Source organism: Gorillibacterium massiliense (assembly GCF_000455485.1).
Lineage (GTDB): Bacteria > Bacillota > Bacilli > Paenibacillales > NBRC-103111 > Gorillibacterium > Gorillibacterium massiliense.
This window is the reverse complement of record NZ_CBQR020000108.1, coordinates 13,369-29,077: the sequence shown is the minus strand read 5'-3', so window position 1 is coordinate 29,077 and position 15,709 is coordinate 13,369. Positions and strand designations below refer to the sequence as shown.

The following is a 15,709-nucleotide window of genomic DNA, read 5'->3' as shown; positions in this document are numbered from 1 at the left end:
GCAAAGTCAGCGAGTACATATGTTAAGGTTACGGAGAAAACGAATAGTCTTGATTCCAATTCGTTGCTTTACGCATGGTCGAATAGCACAACTGTACCGAGCGTTGGTTGGGCTTCTTTTAAGAACGGCGATACATTGAGTAAAACCAGCGGAGACGGAGCGTGGTATTTGCACATTCAGGCAGCGAATACAAGCGGTACCAGCACCTATTTCGTTTCGCAAGCCTTTATATTAGATAATACGCCGCCAACGTTGACGCTTAACGGCAGTAGTCCGATGCAACTCGCTTATAACGAATCGTACAGAGAACTGGGGGCAACGGCTACCGATAATATTGATGGCGCGATTTCCTCTTCCAATATCGTAATATCAGGTACGGTTCAATCGTGGAAGGTAGGCAGCTACAAAGTTGAATATCAGGTGAAGGATCGAGCCGGAAATTCAACTACCGGGACTCGGGTTGTGAACGTATTTGACAATGAGGCGCCAACGATCACTTTGATCGGTTCCTCCGTGATGAACATTAACGTTGGCAGCACCTTCGTCGACCCTGGTGCAACGGCGAACGATCTTCAGGATGGTTCCCTAAAGCCAGTTGTAACAGGCTCAGTCAATACAAACAAGGTTGGTGTGTACACACTGGAGTACCAGGCCTTTGATTCCTCCCGTAATGCCTCGCCGAAGCTTACCCGGACAGTTAACGTTATTTCCGCGCCCACCCTTCAATTGCTGGGCGAGAAAACGATGTACATGATTGTTGGTCAGTCTTATATTGAGCCTGGGGTGAAAGCGACGGACCCGATCTACGGCGATATCTCCAAACGGATTACAGCAGCCGGATATGTTAACGTCCAATACCCGGGGACTTACTTGATCCGCTATGGCGTGCAAAATGAGGCGGGAGTTTCAGCAACCGAAGTCTTTCGGCTAGTTTTTGTCATGACCAATGAGGAGTACTTGAAACAGCAGCAAACTCTTTATCTGATCGGCAATGCAACAGGTGGTACAACAGGCACTTATCCGAACAATTATACGGCTCCGACTTTAACCAATAATACAGGTTTGCTCTGCATCTTCCGGGTTGATGGGAAAGATCTATCGGTTAAACTCGATGATACGGTTACGACTTCCGGTCAAAAGGTGGAAATCTATGCCCAAGCTGAGGATGCAAACGGCTCGGTGACACTCTTTGGCGAGACGTTAAAAGAACCAAAGAAATTAGATCTAGCGATAGGTAATAACGTATTTACGTTTACGGTGAAAGCTTCAGCCGGGGCGACGAAAACCTATACCTACACCATAAATCGGATAGATGCAACGAAAACAACCGGTTCAACATCAAGCTCGTCATCGGGCACAAGCACCGGGTCATCATCAGGTACGCCAAACAAATCGACTGCATCAGATTCTTGTAAATTTACAGATATAAAAGGGAATTGGGCGGAAGCCTCCATCTGCCAAGCAGCGGCTGAAGGCATCCTTTATGACACCACCTCGGCTAAATTTCGTCCTAATGATGCGATCACCCGGGCGGAATTCGTGACTATGCTCGTTCGGGCGAGGTATGGAACGAACGTGCAAGCAGCGGCGAAATCTTTTACAGATCAAAGCAAAATTCCGGATTGGGCCAAAACAGCTATTTATTTCGCCTCATCCAAAGGCGTCGTCTCGGGATATCCCGATGGGACATTCCATCCGGAACAAAAAGTGAATCGCATGGAATTTGCGGTCATGATCGCCAAGGCGATGAATCTGAAGACAAACCCGCTTGCCAAAACCGCTTTTCGCGATGATGCCGACATAGCTGCGTGGGCAAAACCGTCCGTGCAGGCAACTGTTGAAATAGGCTTGCTCTTCGCCAAAGGAAGCAACAATTTTCTTCCAACCTCACTAGTAACCCGGGCTGAAGCCGTCAGTTTGTTGCAGATCGTTTGGGAGCAGAAAAGCAAATAATTTAGATTAGGCGTTCTATTGTGAAAAGGTTCGGTTCAAAGGTATTTCTCTTCAGCCTTTGAACCGAACCTTTTATTATTGGCTAATGGAGTGTGTTTTATATCGATAATTCTAAGGATTAAAACAGCACCCTCCAAAGCACATAGCAGATTAGCATGCATAGCCAGGACACGGCGCCGAAGGTGAGAACGATGCGGTTCTCGCTCCAGCCGTATTTTAGCCGGAAATGGTAGTGGATCGGCGCCATGCGGAAGAGACGAAGCTTCGTCCTCTTGTAATGCCAAACCTGCAGGACGACGGATAGCTGCTCTACGGCGAAGATGAGAAAGAGCAGCGGCATGAGCAGCTCGACTTTTTCGATAACGGCGAGGAAGGTCAAAGAGCCGCCGATGGCGAGGGAACCGGTGTCGCCCATGAATGCGCGGGCAGGGTAGACATTGTAAAGCAGCAGCCCGAGCAGACAGGCGATCATAACGAGGGAGAAGGTTCTGACCTCGATTTTGTCGGAGATGACGAAGAAAAAGAAATAGGATGGGATGGCCGTATTGATTAGAAGTCCGTCCATTCCGTCAGTAAAGTTGATGGCGTTGGCCAATCCGACGATGACGATAAGCATGATGCCTACATAGACCGCTAGAGGCAAGCCGATAACCAAGCTGCGGGATAACTGAATGTCGGGAGTAATGGATAACTGGTTGATGGCGAATAAAAGCAATAGTCCGGTGAAAAGGAACTGGAACACCAGCTTGCTTTTGCCGGAGATACCGGAAGGATCTTTGAAGGCGGCTTTTTTCATATCGTCCAGGAAGCCGATGACGCTGAACAGGATGAAGACGACGACCAAAAAGAGCGCCAAGGGTTTGGGCTGGGTAATCAGCGTCGGAACGCTGCCAAGAAGCAGGATGAGGCCGGCCATCAGCGGCGTGCCGCGTTTGGCTTGATGGTCCGCAGGAAGCTCCGCTCGGATGGGTTGAATGAGATCAAGAGCGCGCAGTCCACGAATGAGAACGGGGGTGAGGGCCGTCACCACCAGAAAAGTCAAAGCGAAGACGACGAGTAAAGCGATACTCATGAGAATCACCTGTTATGAAAGAGTGGGATGAGAAGATCTTCTAAAACTGTACTACAGATTAAGACGAAGGCCAAGTCTCTTAAGGTTGCTGCTGTGGTTGAATTCTCGTTACAGAAAAAGTACAATGAGTAGCATGTTGAATCATATGAAGGAGAGGATCTGAACATGTCCAAGCAAGCAAACATTACAATGGAAAACGGCGAGCAAATCGTCATCGATCTTTTTGAAAAGGACGCCCCGAATACGGTAGCCAACTTTGAGAAGCTGGCGAACAGCGGGTTTTATAACGGGCTTATCTTCCACCGCGTTATTCCGGGCTTTGTAGCTCAAGGCGGCTGCCCCCATGGGACAGGCACTGGCGGCCCCGGGTACACCATCAACTGTGAAATCAACCCGAACAAGCATGTGAAAGGCACTTTGGCTATGGCGCATGCCGGCCGTAATACAGGCGGCAGCCAGTTCTACATCTGCTACGCTCCCCAACCGCATCTCGACGGCCAACATACGGTTTTCGGCCAAGTTGTAAGCGGTATGGAAACCGTGGAAAAATTCCGCGGCCGGGAAAAAATGGCTAAAGTTGAAGTTATCGAAGCTTAATGATTGATCAGCCGGTACCTGATCTTAATGGGGTACCGGTTTTTTATTGGGTTGTGGCAGCTTTCCGTTTCTTGACAAAAGCTTGAATTTACAAGGATGGAAGTGGACAAGCAGGGGGATATCCCTTGCATTTTCTGGTTCCCGATGGTAGTATTCAAACTATGTTAGAGAGTCTTGCAATCGAACTGAATAGAACCTTCGGGGCAGGGTGAAAATCCCTACCGGCGGTGATCCGCTGCTCATCATTCAGGGGCAAGCGGTAGTCCGCGACCCGGACGGAAGGCGCTCTGCAGTGTTGTATACCGCTTCCGGACGGCTGATCTGGTGAGATTCCAGGACCGACAGTTAAAGTCTGGATGGAAGAAGGACGAAAGGGAAGCCGAAAGGCTTCGTTAACACGGAAATGTGCATTTTTTCACAATACGTGTTTTCAATCCTTATGAAGTTGCGCCCCTGTTCGTAGACAGGGGCTTTTCTTTTGGCTCCTGATCACAATCATTAGCTTACTCTCAATATTCGTTTTTAAGAATGGTGGGAATCGCATGGAATCCCGAGTATCCGTTGAACGGTTGACCGATGAAACCTATATGGATCTGGCTTTGAACATGGCTAGGACAACACAAGGTCAAACGGGGATCAACCCGGTTGTCGGCTGCGTGGTAGTGAAGGATGGGCGAATCGTGGGTATGGGCGCTCACTTGAAGCGGGGAACCGGCCATGCGGAGGTGCATGCCCTCAACATGGCGGGAGCGGAAGCGGAGGGCGCCACCGTGTACGTTACGTTGGAGCCTTGCAGCCACTACGGCAAGACGCCGCCCTGTAGCGAGCGGATTATCGCGGAGAAGGCGGCTCGGGTGGTGGTAGGCGCCGAAGATCCGAATCCGCTGGTGGCGGGGCGCGGCATCCAGCGTCTGCGGGAGGCGGGCATTGAGGTGACGGTCGGCGTACGCAGCCAGGAGGCGACATTGTTGAACGAGATGTTCAACAAGTACATCGTCACCGGCATGCCCTTCGTCACCGCGAAGTCGGCCAGCACCCTGGACGGCCGCATCGCCAGCTATGCCGGGGACAGCAAGTGGATCACGGGCGAGAGCGCCAGGGAGTTTGTCCACTTGCTCCGTCACCGGCATCAGGCGATCATGGTCGGCGTGGGTACCGCACTGGCCGACGATCCGCAGCTCACGACGAGGCTCCCTGTACCGGGACTCAGCCCGGTGCGGGTCGTCGTCGACTCAGAGCTGCGGCTGCCGCCTGAGGCGCGGCTGCTCGCCCCGGGCGGCGCCGGCGTCGTCGTGGTGACGACGGAGCGAGCGCCGGAGGCTAGGCGTAAGCGCCTCGAGGAGCTGGGCGCCAAGGTTATCGCCGCCGGAGGCGGGCAGCAGGTGGATCTCCAGTTAGCGCTGAAAGCGCTGGGCGGGCTGGAGATCGGTTCGGTGCTGCTGGAAGGCGGCGGCAGGCTGAACGGCGCCATGCTAAGGGCGCTGCTGATCGATAAGTTTCATCTCTTCTTCGCCCCGAAAATTATCGGGGGTGCAGATGCGCCGGCTAACTTCGCATTTCCTGGCTTCGCCGCAATGGATGAGGCTTTCCGCTTGGAGCGAATTCAAGTGGAAACCTTCGGAGACGATTTTTGCGTGACAGGTTACCCCGTTTATGCAGCTGCTGCAGACAGGGAGGTGAATACCTGATGTTTACAGGCATAATTGAAGAGATTGGCAACATGAAACGCATCCATCGGCAGGGTCAGGCGATGATCTTGACCGTATCTGCGTCGAAGGTTTTGGAAGACTGCCATCTGGGCGACAGCATCGCCGTCAATGGCGTCTGCTTAACGGTAATCGCTTTTGACCGCAATACGGTTTCGATGGATGTCATGCCGGAAACCTACCGCAAAACCAACCTGCGCAACCTGCAGCCTGGCGACCGGGTCAATCTGGAGCGGGCGATGGCAGCGGGCGGGCGGTACGGCGGTCATATGGTGCAAGGCCATGTGGATACAAGCGGAACCATCCGCTCCAAGGTGCGGGAAGAAAACGCCGTCGTTTACACCATTCAACCGGATGCATCACATATTATGAAATTCATCGTTTCCCAAGGTTCCATCGCGGTTGATGGAATCAGTCTAACGGTGGTCAAAGCCGGTGACGAAAGCTTCACCATCTCGATCATCCCCCACACGCTGGATCAGACGATTTTGGCGGATAAGGAAGTCGGGGATGCGGTGAATCTGGAAGCAGACATTCTCGGCAAATACATCGACCGTCTTCTGCATTGGCGGGGTGAGTCTCCACCTAATGAAGGCGGAAAAAAAGATGGCAAGGTGGATATGAATTTTTTGGCTGAACATGGCTTTGTTTAAGTTTAAGATATCAGAAAGTATAAACTTCGAAGCAGTGGCATCCTGATATCGCAAGAAAAACTTCCTCTAAATGCGGTCTGGCATCTTTGAATGCTCATCGATAGACGTTTTTCTTTAGAAACAAGCAAGGCAAGAAACATAAAAGCAAGGAGTGAGAACCATGGCTGACGATATTCGTTTTGATCCGATTGAAGAAGCGATTTACGAATTGATGCTGGGCCGGATCATCATCGTTGTCGACGATGAAGACCGGGAAAACGAAGGGGATTTTATTGCCCTGGCCGATAAAGCGACGCCGGACATCATTAATTTTATGATCAAAGAGGGACGCGGCTTGGTGTGCGTACCGATTACCGAAGAGCGCGCCAGAGATTTGAACCTGAAGCCGATGGTGGAGGTTAACACCGATAACCATGGCACAGCGTTTACCGTATCCGTTGATCATACCTCCACGACCACCGGGATCTCGGCCCATGAACGGTCATCTACGATCAAAGCGTTGATCAACCCGAAAGCTGCTCCAGCCGATTTTCGCAGACCTGGCCACATCTTCCCGCTAGTCGCCAAAAAAGGCGGAGTGCTCCGCCGGGCCGGCCATACGGAAGCCGCCGTCGATTTGGCCCGCATGTGCGGTTCGTCTCCTGCGGCCGTTATTTGCGAAATCATCAAGGAAGACGGGACGATGGCCCGCGTGCCGGATTTGATCCCCTTTGCCCGTGAGCACGGCATGAAGATAATTACCATTCAAGATTTGATCCGGTATCGCAACGAGAAGGAAAAGCTGATTACCCGGGAAGTGGAAGTGAAGCTTCCGGTTGACGCCGGACTGTTCCGCGCGGTAGCCTATACGAATGAAGTGGACGGCAAGGAGCATGTGGCTCTGGTGAAAGGAACCATCGATAGCTCCGTTCCGGTGCTGGTCCGGGTTCACTCCGAATGTCTCACCGGGGATGTTTTCCATTCCCACCGCTGCGATTGCGGTCCTCAATTGGACGCCGCCCTGCGTCAGATTGAAGAGGAGGGCACCGGCGTCCTACTCTATATGCGTCAGGAGGGCCGGGGCATCGGGTTAATCAACAAATTGAAAGCTTATCAGCTGCAAGAAGAGGGATTCGACACCGTCGACGCGAATATTAAACTGGGATTCCCCGCCGACCTGCGGGATTACGGTATCGGCGCGCAAATTCTGAAAGACCTCGGTGTTCGCAAAATCCGTCTTTTGACCAACAATCCCCGGAAAATTAAAGGATTGGAAGGCTACGGCCTGGAAGTGGTAGAGCGAGTTCCTTTGCAAATGGAAGAAAATGAAGATAATGCCCGCTATTTGCGTACGAAGAAGGCAAAGCTGGGCCATATGCTGAATTTTGCCGAGCAGCCGGATACGGCCGGTATTTTGACTGGAAAGAACAATCGCTCCTAAATTGAATTTACAACTTGAAAGGATGGATGGTTCCATGATAAAAGTGTATGAAGGCCATTTAATTTCACAAAATTTGCGGTACGGTATTGTCGCCGGCCGTTTCAACGAATTTATCGTATCCAAGCTGGTTTCCGGCGCGTTGGACGCCTTGCAGCGCCATGGCGTTACGGAAGAAGAGATCGATATCGCTTGGGTTCCGGGTGCTTATGAAATCCCGCTGGCCGCGCAAAAAATGGCGGAAAGCGGGAAATATGATGCTGTCATTACTCTCGGTGCGGTTATCCGCGGGTCAACGCCTCACTTTGACTATGTGTGCGCCGAGGTTTCTAAAGGCGTTGCATCTGTCGGGCTGAAAACCGGTCTGCCTGTCATTTTCGGTGTTTTAACAACGGACAGCATCGAGCAGGCGATCGAACGCGCAGGTACCAAAGCCGGCAATAAAGGCTGGGATGCTGCAACTACCGCTATTGAAATGGCTAACCTGCTGAAGCAGTTCAAGGGTTGATTTATTGATCCGTTATTCCGGGAAAGGGGACACCGATGAGAGTTACATTCAAGCTGGAAACCTTTGAAGGTCCCCTGGACCTGCTGCTCCATCTGATCGATAAAAACGAGATGGATATTTACGATATCCCCATCCGTCTGATAACCGACCAGTATATGGAATATTTGTCGATGATGCAGGCGATGGAGCTGGACATTACCAGTGAATTTCTCGTGATGGCGGCTACTTTGCTATCCATCAAAAGCCAAATGCTGCTGCCGAAGCCTCCCGTCATGGATAATATGTGGGAGGAAGAATACTATGACGAGGATTACGATCCCCGGGCAGAGCTGGTTCAGAAACTTATCGAGTACAAAAAATATAAAGAAATCGCCGAGCATTTGCGGGACAAAGAACTGGAACGCAGCCTGATCTATACCCGGGAGCCGGCGGATTTGACTCCTTTTGCACCGAAAAGGCAGGAGAATCCAGTGGAAGGCTTGAGCACCGCCGATTTGATGTGGGCCTTCCGCAAAGCGCTTAGGAAAATGACTTCCCGGCATCGGGTGACCAAAATCCATCGGGATGAAATTTCCGTGAAAGACAGGATCAAGCAAGTGCTTCGACTATTGGATCGGGAAGGCGGTAAGCTGCTCTTCAGCAGCCTACTGGAGGATGATTATTCCCGTGGAGATTTGGTCGTAAGCTTTCTTGCCCTTTTGGAGCTGATGAAAATGAAACGTATCGTCTGCTTCCAGCATCGTCTGTTCGACGATATCGTGATCCAGTCCAGAGAGGATGACTACGAGGTTGCAATCGAAGAAGCTCAAATCAGTTATTGAAGGCTTGTTATTCGCCTCCGGCGACGAAGGAATCGATATCCGGCAGTTGGCGGATGTGATGGAGCTGGACACCAAGGACGCTGCGGCTCTGGTGGAGGAATTGAGGAACGATCTAAAGAAGCAGGAGCGGGGCATCCAGATTGTGGAGCTTGCGGGAACGTATCAAATGACGACGGTGAGCGAGCATGCTCCCTATTTCGAACGGTTGGCTCAGGCACCGACCCGTTCATCCCTGTCCCAGGCGGCTCTCGAAACCTTATCTATCGTCGCATATCGGCAGCCCATTACACGAATCGAAATCGAAGAAATTCGCGGGGTGGCTTGCGACCGCGCACTCCATACTCTTGCCGCCAAAGAGCTGATCGTGGAGGTAGGACGTGCGGAAGCGGTGGGGCGGCCGATTTTATACGGAACGACGCGAAAATTCATGGACTATTTCGGATTATCCGATTTGAGCGAGCTACCCGATTCATCGGTATTCGGCAATATGGATATCGACAGTCTGGAAGAAGAAACCCGGATGCTGTTTGATCGTCCGGATACCCAGCAAATGACCTTCGATGATGTCGGACAGGAAAATGAATAGTCCTTTTCGTATTTATGCCAATAGATCGTACATACTAAATCCGTGCTGCTGCGCGGGTTTTTTCTTTTTATAGGCAAATCGCAATGAAAGGGCGTTTAAGCTTCGCCAGCATCGGCGTCTTTTTTCGAGGATGGAGCGGAGGCTTGCCGTTCGCCGTCTATCCTAATTCTCTTTGAAGATCGATGCTGCGATGGGGGGCGTCACATGCTGGTGAATGTACTGATCGTTTTGCTGAACATCGTTTTGCTCATACTAGTCCTAGCCGTAGTTGCCTTCATGCTGATATTAATAAGCCCGATTCGCATCCGGGTCCATTTTGTCAGAAGGAAGGACAAGGATAGCTTCTCCCTGACGGTGCGGGCGCCACTCGGTATCTATACGTACAAATTCGAGATCCCGGACATCGAATACGAGAACATGTTGGATAAAGGGTTGACCAGGCTGGCGCAAAGTATCCGCAAAAAGAAAACGGCCAGTGCCGCGGTGACAGAAGCCGTAGCGGATCCTATTGAGGATACCATCGGTTTTGATTTGGCGGTAGGAAGATTTCGCGAACTGCGGAAAAATGCAAAGGGCTTAAACAAAGGAATCAAGCATCTGATGAAAAAAATGCATTGCACGGAGTTGCGGTGGCTGACGGGTATCGGATTGGGAGACGCTCCGCTGACCGCTGTTGCTACCGGGGCAGGATGGGCTTTTAAAACAACGTTTCTCGGTTATCTGTTCCGCTACATACGGCTAAACACTCGGCCCAACCTAGCCGTTCAACCCCTTTACAACCGTTACTTTTTTTCGATGGAAGTGACGGCGGCGGTCCGAATTCGCGCCGGATCGTTGTTAGTCTCCATGATCGGTTTCTTTTTCCGGCTCAAGGATAAAAAGTGGCTGCTGCGACAGCTTTTGGCAGAACGTAGGAAGAAGAAGGCCCGTTCTGCCGTTGCTGCCGGGAACCCTTGAGCTTTCGACTCAAGCCGCTCCGCAGGTAGGTTACATGAGATGCAGCGGTTTTGGGTAATTTAATCCTGATACGATCCGAATCCTGTAAACTTAATCTTTTACCCTCAAGGAGGAACAGCAATGGCAGACCATCCGATTCAAGGCTTAATGAAGACGGCTATGGAGCAGATTACGGAGATGGTTAATGTCAATACCATCGTCGGTGACCCGATTGAAACCGGCAATGGCGATGTGATCATGCCGATCAGCAAGGTCGGCTTTGGGTTTGCTGCAGGCGGCAGCGATTTTACGACGGAGGAGATGGGACAAGAAGCAAGCAACGCACAAGTCGCTCTTCCTTTCGGCGGCGGCAGCGGCGGTGGCGTCTCCATCAGCCCTATCGCTTTCCTGGTCGTTGGCAAGCAGGGGGTGCGGGTGGTGCCGCTGGACAATCAAACCCATCTCTATGAGAAGCTTATCGATTTGGCTCCGCAAGTGGCGGATAAGATTCAAGGCTACTTCACGAATGGCACGGGTGGCACGGGCAGCGGAGCAACTGACGTAGTCAGGGGAACGGGTGAAACCGGTTCTGCCGGCAGCTATGCGGCTCCTTCCTCTGCAAGCAGCATCAACAATTTTCCATCAGGCTCCGGCCCGAGATCTTCTGGCGGCGGATACAGCGGCGGGTCTTCAGGCGGATATACCTCCATGGGGGATGCCAACTCCGGAATTGTCAGCTCGACCAGCCTGTCTCCCACTTCAAGTTCCGCTTCAAACGAATCCAACGAGTCCAACGGGTCCAACGAATCCAACGAATAATCGACTTGAGCTGTTTTTCAAAAAAGGCTGATCTTATCCGGCGCTTAAGGATGTCGGAAAGATCAGCCTTTTTCACTGGACATGAAAAATCTCGGACGGGCATATAGTGGTACTAATATGGATTGGGAGTGAAGGGCTTGAAGCGCATACGATGGATCTTTCTGCAAACCGGCTTGGTAGCAGTCTTCTTGTTCGTCTCAATCGGCTTAACTGCGGCTGCCGCAGCTTCCCCAGAGGATGAAGCGGTTACCGCATACCAGCCCATTCAAACAGCTGCCGAAAGCGCGGCGATGATCGATGTGACGAGCGGACGGATTCTTTACAGCAGCGCAGGAGACAAGCGCATGCGCATCGCCAGCACGACGAAAATCATGACCGCCATTGTAGCCATTGAAAACGGCAACTTGTCCGATCAGGTGACGATCACCAAAACAGCCTTCGGCAAAGAAGGCTCGTCCATCTACTTAAAGTTGGGTGAGAAAATCAGCCTGAGCAATTTGCTGTATGGTCTTATGCTGCGCTCGGGTAATGATGCGGCTACGGCTATTGCCGAGCATGTAGGCGGCAGCGTCGACGGCTTCGTCTACTTGATGAACCGTAAGGCGGAAGAGCTGGGCATGACCAATTCGCATTTTATGAACCCGTCCGGGCTTGACGATGATCAGCATTATTCCACAGCCAACGATATGGCGCGGCTTGCGGCATATGCCTTGAAAAATCCGGTTTTTCGGGAAATCGTGAAGACGAAACGGATTAACGTTTCCCGGGAAGATCAAGCTTGGGACGACGTATGGACGAACAAAAACAAAATGCTCAACTTATTTCCGGGAGCGGATGGTGTGAAAACCGGATTTACCAAGCTGTCCCGCCGCTGTCTGGTATCCTCTGCAACCCGGGACGGCCAACAACTCGCGGTTGTCACGCTGAATGACGGAAACGATTGGGCCGATCACGCTAGGTTGCTTAATTACGGTTTCGAAACGTTCCCGCTGAAAACCGTTGTCACGGAAGGAAGCAAGCTAGAAAACGGGCTTATTGCAGGCCAAACCTTCCTTTATCCGGCAAAAAAAGAGGAGCAGCAGCAATTCACTTCTACCCTTGCAGTGACGGATACTCGTTCAGCTGATTACAAGCTAGGGAAACGCGGGAATTTAAAAATTTATCTGAGCGGTGCCTTTGTCGGCAGCATCCCTATTTATGAAGATAAGACCGGCGCTCCCGCAGCGTCGGCAGGAAAACAGGCCACCAATCACGCACAAATTGCGCATAAAGGATCAGTGTCGTTTGCGAAGCGCTATATGAGCCAACTGGCTAAGGTTCTGATTTTTCTGACGCAAACAGCTGCAGGAAACCGATGAAACCTTTTACAGGATAGGGGGAGGGGAGAAGGTTGGTCAACTTTATCTGGCTGTTTTTTATCGTTGCGGGATTTCTCGTCGCCGCCGCGCAAGGTAATATCGAATTGGTCACAAAAGCAGTGTTTGACGGGGCAGAAACAGGAGTTACGGTAAGCTTGGGCTTGATCAGCATTCTCACGTTTTGGATGGGCATGATGCGTATTGCGGAAGATTCAGGCCTTTTGCGGATCTTTGCCCGGATGCTGCGACCGGTGGTCCGCTTCCTGTTTCCCGGCGTTCCCTCTGACCATCCGGCGGTTGGGTACATCATGTCCAATATGAGCGCAAATATATTCGGCTTGGGCAACGCCGCCACGCCTATGGGAATCAAAGCGATGCAGGAGCTGCAAAAGTTGAACCCGGACAAAGAAAAAGCGAGCCCGGCTATGTGCACTCTCCTAGCCTTGAACACATCCAGCATCACGCTGATTCCTACGACTCTTATCGCCATCCGCATGAACTTTCATTCGCTTAATCCAGCAGATATTATCGGGACAACCCTGCTGGCCACATTAATTTCCACGGGAGCTGCTATTATTGTAGACCGCTGGTATCGTAAACGGTCAGCACGAGTACCTCCGACGAAAGGATGATTCGGTTATGTACACTGTAATCACCGCTATATCCGCTTGGCTTATCCCGGCACTGATCGTATTCATTCCTTTATTTGCCGTTTCTCGGAAGGTGCCCGTTTACGAGTCCTTTGTTGATGGGGCGAAGGATGGCTTCCAAACGGCCGTATCCATTATTCCTCATTTGGTTGGAATGATGGTGGCCATCAGCATCTTCCGGGTTTCCGGGGCGATGGAGTGGATCGTCGGGGTGCTGCAGCCGCTGCTTAACTATATCGGCGTCCCGGGAGAGGTATTGCCTCTGGCTATTTTGCGTCCGATAACGGGAGCAGGATCCCTAGCGTTTACCACCGACTTGATCAAACAATTCGGACCCGATTCTCTTATCGGTAGAATCGCCTCAACGGTGCAGGGTAGCACGGATACGACGCTTTATGTGCTTACGGTTTATTTCGGCGCAGTCGGAATCCGCCGGGCCGGCTATGCGTTGAAGGTCGGGTTGATCAGCGATTTGATCGGTTTCGCCGCTTCTGTTGCCATTTGTTATCTCGTTTTCGGATAAGAGCGCTAGTCAAGAAATCTTAATAGGAAAGGGATGAGATAACCTGGGGTTTTTGCAGGTTTTTTTGCTATAGGTGCTGACAAATTGCAAGGTCTGGTCTTGTCCTGAGGAGCATGCTTCTGTACACTTGAGTATCGCTTGTGATTTTCGTCGCAGATAGGTATGATAGGCTGTGAGGTGAACCGACAAATGGAACGTTTGCAAAAGGTGCTGGCAGCTGCCGGCGTCGCTTCCCGGCGAAAGTGCGAAGAGTACATCGCGGCGGGGAGAGTAATGGTTAACGGCGAGGTGGTAAAAGAAGCGGGAATCAAGGTGAATCCGCAGGAGGATACCATTCAGGTAGATGGCCGTTTGATCAAGAGCGAGAAGAAAATCTATCTGCTTTTACATAAACCGAAGGGCGTCATCACCAGCGCCAAAGACCCGGAAGGGCGGAAAGTGGTTGCCGATTATCTGCAGGGGATTAAGGAGCGGGTTTATCCTGTCGGCCGGTTGGACTATGACACGGAGGGTTTGTTGATTCTTACCAATGATGGCGAGTTCGCCAATCTGCTGACCCACCCCCGCCACCATGTGCCCCGGACTTACCGGGCGACGGTGAATGGCGTCATTCATGGATCCGTATTGGAACAATTGTCCCGCGGCGTGCAGCTGGAGGACGGGATGACCGCCCCGGCTATTGTCGACTACCACGATGTGAATCCGCAGAAAAACGAGACGGTTATCAGCATCACCATCTTTGAAGGACGGAACCGTCAGGTGAGGCGGATGTTTGAAGCGGTGAATCACCCGCTTACTCGGCTGAAGCGAGTTTCTTTCGGCCCAATCCTCTTAGGTTCTTTGCCGCGTGGCGTCTATCGCCATCTGGAGGAAAAAGAAGTGGAAGAGCTGCGTAAGGCTGCTTTTTCCGTTGATCCGGCACTTCCGCAGCAGCCTGCTGCTGATGGTGGAGAAGATAACGGTTACGGGGAGCTGTCCGGCGCCTTTGTACGATCGGAAGGGTCGGCTCGCAAAGGAAAACCGACGTTTAAACCGAAACCGAAGCCAAAACATTTAACAAAATCAGCAAACGGTGCCGAACCGAAAGCGGCTGTACACGCGTTTGAAGAGACAGCTGAAAAGCCGGCCTCAAGGAACCCGAGGGGACGAACATCAGCCCGGTCAACTGGCAAGAGAAATGGCAAACCCTCTACCCGGTCATCTGAATTTTCAACTGAAAAACCGGCAGATTCATCCAAAAAGGCAGAAAGCAAAGCGGAAAACCGGCAGCCGGCAGCCGCTCGCGATTCGGATCCAAATCGGAAAGCGGTTTTCAAAACGGACCATCTGCCTCGAAAGAGGGATACAAACCCCGTTCAACCTCTAAACCGGGTACAAGACCGGTAGGAAAAACCCAATCTGCGGAAGGTCGGTCGGGCAGCCGCAACCGGGCTGGCAACGGCGGTCTCTCCAACAAGAATTTCTCTCGCGGAAAGCGAAAATAATCCTTCATGAACTTGTGAAAAAAATGTTAACGAATTCGCCAATATTCGCTATAATGAAACTGGATGAAAAAGGTGATGGTGTTGAGAAACAAGAAGTGGCTGCAGATCGCCATTTTATCAGCCGCCCTTATCATCGCCGTTGTTACGATTATAACGGGGATGTCACGGTCTTCCGGTTCCTACCCGAAGGAAGGCGCGAAAGCGCCGGATTTTCAGTTGGCGGATCAAGATGGCAATGTCCACCGCTTATCCGATTATAAAGGTAAAACGGTTATCCTTAACTTCTGGGCGACGTCCTGTCCGCCGTGCCGCAACGAAATGCCCGCCTTGCAGCGGCAGTCTGAGGAATGGTCAGACAAAAACGTCGTCGTCCTCGGTGTGAACATGCAATTTGATAATGACGTTGCAGTAACCAGTTTTCTTGGCGAATACGGCATCACGTTTCAAATCCTCCACGACCGGACGGATGAAGTTCGCAAGCGGTATGGGGTGAACAATTTTCCCTCGACCTTTTTCATCGATCCCAAGGGCGTGGTTCGTGTTGTGCGCCCAGGCGAAATGGAGGAAGATTTTATCCGCAATACGCTGGCAACGATGCAGAAAAGTTATGGAGGTTAGCCGTTTAT

Annotated in this window: 14 protein-coding genes, 2 pseudogenes and 1 riboswitch; of the genes and pseudogenes, 15 read left to right on the top strand and 1 reads right to left on the bottom strand. The window is 51.6% G+C overall.

Annotation, left to right across the window (positions count from 1 at the left end; genetic code table 11):
• On the top strand, nucleotides 1-1,953 hold a 1,953-nt coding region (locus tag TJ79_RS15515), incomplete at its 5' end, for an immunoglobulin-like domain-containing protein (RefSeq protein ID WP_155987907.1).
• A gap of 118 nt (nucleotides 1,954-2,071) precedes the next feature.
• Here TJ79_RS15515 and mraY read toward each other — a convergent pair.
• Nucleotides 2,072-3,025: a phospho-N-acetylmuramoyl-pentapeptide-transferase gene (gene mraY, locus TJ79_RS15510; RefSeq protein ID WP_040951245.1), complete on the bottom strand. Its 954-nt coding sequence runs from the start codon at nucleotides 3,023-3,025 to the stop codon at nucleotides 2,072-2,074.
• A gap of 165 nt (nucleotides 3,026-3,190) precedes the next feature.
• On the opposite strand from mraY, the gene TJ79_RS15505 reads away from it, so the two are divergent.
• The 14 genes and pseudogenes from TJ79_RS15505 (at nucleotide 3,191) to TJ79_RS15440 (ending at nucleotide 15,701) form a co-directional block, all read left to right on the top strand.
• The gene (locus TJ79_RS15505) at nucleotides 3,191-3,622 is read left to right on the top strand and encodes a peptidylprolyl isomerase (protein ID WP_040951244.1); all 432 of its coding nucleotides are present in this window, start codon (nucleotides 3,191-3,193) and stop codon (nucleotides 3,620-3,622) included.
• A gap of 190 nt (nucleotides 3,623-3,812) precedes the next feature.
• Nucleotides 3,813-3,994: riboswitch (FMN riboswitch) on the top strand.
• A gap of 170 nt (nucleotides 3,995-4,164) precedes the next feature.
• Nucleotides 4,165-5,310, top strand: a complete 1,146-nt coding sequence (gene ribD, locus TJ79_RS15500; protein WP_040951243.1) for a bifunctional diaminohydroxyphosphoribosylaminopyrimidine deaminase/5-amino-6-(5-phosphoribosylamino)uracil reductase RibD — start codon at nucleotides 4,165-4,167, stop codon at nucleotides 5,308-5,310.
• Nucleotides 5,310-5,981, top strand: a complete 672-nt coding sequence (gene ribE, locus TJ79_RS15495) for a riboflavin synthase (RefSeq protein ID WP_040951242.1) — start codon at nucleotides 5,310-5,312, stop codon at nucleotides 5,979-5,981. The genes ribD and ribE overlap by 1 nt, the downstream gene beginning before the upstream one ends.
• 160 nt (nucleotides 5,982-6,141) lie before the next feature.
• Nucleotides 6,142-7,401 (top strand): bifunctional 3,4-dihydroxy-2-butanone-4-phosphate synthase/GTP cyclohydrolase II, encoded by a 1,260-nt coding sequence (locus tag TJ79_RS15490; RefSeq protein WP_040951241.1) that lies wholly within the window; start codon nucleotides 6,142-6,144, stop codon nucleotides 7,399-7,401.
• A gap of 34 nt (nucleotides 7,402-7,435) precedes the next feature.
• Nucleotides 7,436-7,906: a 6,7-dimethyl-8-ribityllumazine synthase gene (gene ribH, locus TJ79_RS15485; RefSeq protein ID WP_040951240.1), complete on the top strand. Its 471-nt coding sequence runs from the start codon at nucleotides 7,436-7,438 to the stop codon at nucleotides 7,904-7,906.
• 35 nt (nucleotides 7,907-7,941) lie between these two features.
• Nucleotides 7,942-8,727: a segregation and condensation protein A gene (locus TJ79_RS15480; protein ID WP_040951239.1), complete on the top strand. Its 786-nt coding sequence runs from the start codon at nucleotides 7,942-7,944 to the stop codon at nucleotides 8,725-8,727.
• Nucleotides 8,696-9,313, top strand: coding sequence for an SMC-Scp complex subunit ScpB (gene scpB, locus TJ79_RS15475; RefSeq protein ID WP_052339633.1), 618 nt, complete (start codon nucleotides 8,696-8,698; stop codon nucleotides 9,311-9,313). The genes TJ79_RS15480 and scpB overlap by 32 nt, the downstream gene beginning before the upstream one ends.
• A gap of 204 nt (nucleotides 9,314-9,517) precedes the next feature.
• Entirely contained in the window at nucleotides 9,518-10,270 is a 753-nt protein-coding gene (locus tag TJ79_RS15470) for a DUF2953 domain-containing protein (protein ID WP_040951237.1), read from the top strand.
• A gap of 120 nt (nucleotides 10,271-10,390) precedes the next feature.
• Nucleotides 10,391-10,763: pseudogene (ytfJ, locus tag TJ79_RS15465) on the top strand (GerW family sporulation protein); the annotation flags it as partial.
• Between the two features lie 442 nt (nucleotides 10,764-11,205).
• On the top strand, nucleotides 11,206-12,426 hold the full coding sequence (locus TJ79_RS15460; protein ID WP_052339632.1) for a D-alanyl-D-alanine carboxypeptidase family protein: 1,221 nt from the start codon (nucleotides 11,206-11,208) through the stop codon (nucleotides 12,424-12,426).
• Nucleotides 12,427-12,458: 32 nt separating this feature from the next.
• Nucleotides 12,459-13,058 (top strand): nucleoside recognition domain-containing protein, encoded by a 600-nt coding sequence (locus TJ79_RS15455; protein ID WP_040951236.1) that lies wholly within the window; start codon nucleotides 12,459-12,461, stop codon nucleotides 13,056-13,058.
• A 7-nt stretch (nucleotides 13,059-13,065) separates the two neighbouring features.
• Nucleotides 13,066-13,599: a spore maturation protein gene (locus TJ79_RS15450; protein ID WP_040951235.1), complete on the top strand. Its 534-nt coding sequence runs from the start codon at nucleotides 13,066-13,068 to the stop codon at nucleotides 13,597-13,599.
• A gap of 189 nt (nucleotides 13,600-13,788) precedes the next feature.
• Nucleotides 13,789-14,517: pseudogene (locus TJ79_RS28200) on the top strand (pseudouridine synthase); the annotation flags it as partial.
• A gap of 629 nt (nucleotides 14,518-15,146) precedes the next feature.
• The gene (locus TJ79_RS15440) at nucleotides 15,147-15,701 is read left to right on the top strand and encodes a peroxiredoxin family protein (RefSeq protein WP_238323024.1); all 555 of its coding nucleotides are present in this window, start codon (nucleotides 15,147-15,149) and stop codon (nucleotides 15,699-15,701) included.
• Nucleotides 15,702-15,709: the final 8 nt, after the last annotated feature.

Coding starts and splice junctions, on each gene's coding strand:
- TJ79_RS15470 (WP_040951237.1), top strand. CDS start 9,518: ATGCTGGTGAATGTACTGATCGTTTTGCTGAACATCGTTTTGCTCATA.
- TJ79_RS15505 (WP_040951244.1), top strand. CDS start 3,191: ATGTCCAAGCAAGCAAACATTACAATGGAAAACGGCGAGCAAATCGTC.
- TJ79_RS15490 (WP_040951241.1), top strand. CDS start 6,142: ATGGCTGACGATATTCGTTTTGATCCGATTGAAGAAGCGATTTACGAA.
- TJ79_RS15480 (WP_040951239.1), top strand. CDS start 7,942: ATGAGAGTTACATTCAAGCTGGAAACCTTTGAAGGTCCCCTGGACCTG.
- TJ79_RS15440 (WP_238323024.1), top strand. CDS start 15,147: ATGAAAAAGGTGATGGTGTTGAGAAACAAGAAGTGGCTGCAGATCGCC.
- ribE (WP_040951242.1), top strand. CDS start 5,310: ATGTTTACAGGCATAATTGAAGAGATTGGCAACATGAAACGCATCCAT.
- mraY (WP_040951245.1), bottom strand. CDS start 3,025: ATGAGTATCGCTTTACTCGTCGTCTTCGCTTTGACTTTTCTGGTGGTG.
- TJ79_RS15450 (WP_040951235.1), top strand. CDS start 13,066: ATGTACACTGTAATCACCGCTATATCCGCTTGGCTTATCCCGGCACTG.
- ribH (WP_040951240.1), top strand. CDS start 7,436: ATGATAAAAGTGTATGAAGGCCATTTAATTTCACAAAATTTGCGGTAC.
- ribD (WP_040951243.1), top strand. CDS start 4,165: ATGGAATCCCGAGTATCCGTTGAACGGTTGACCGATGAAACCTATATG.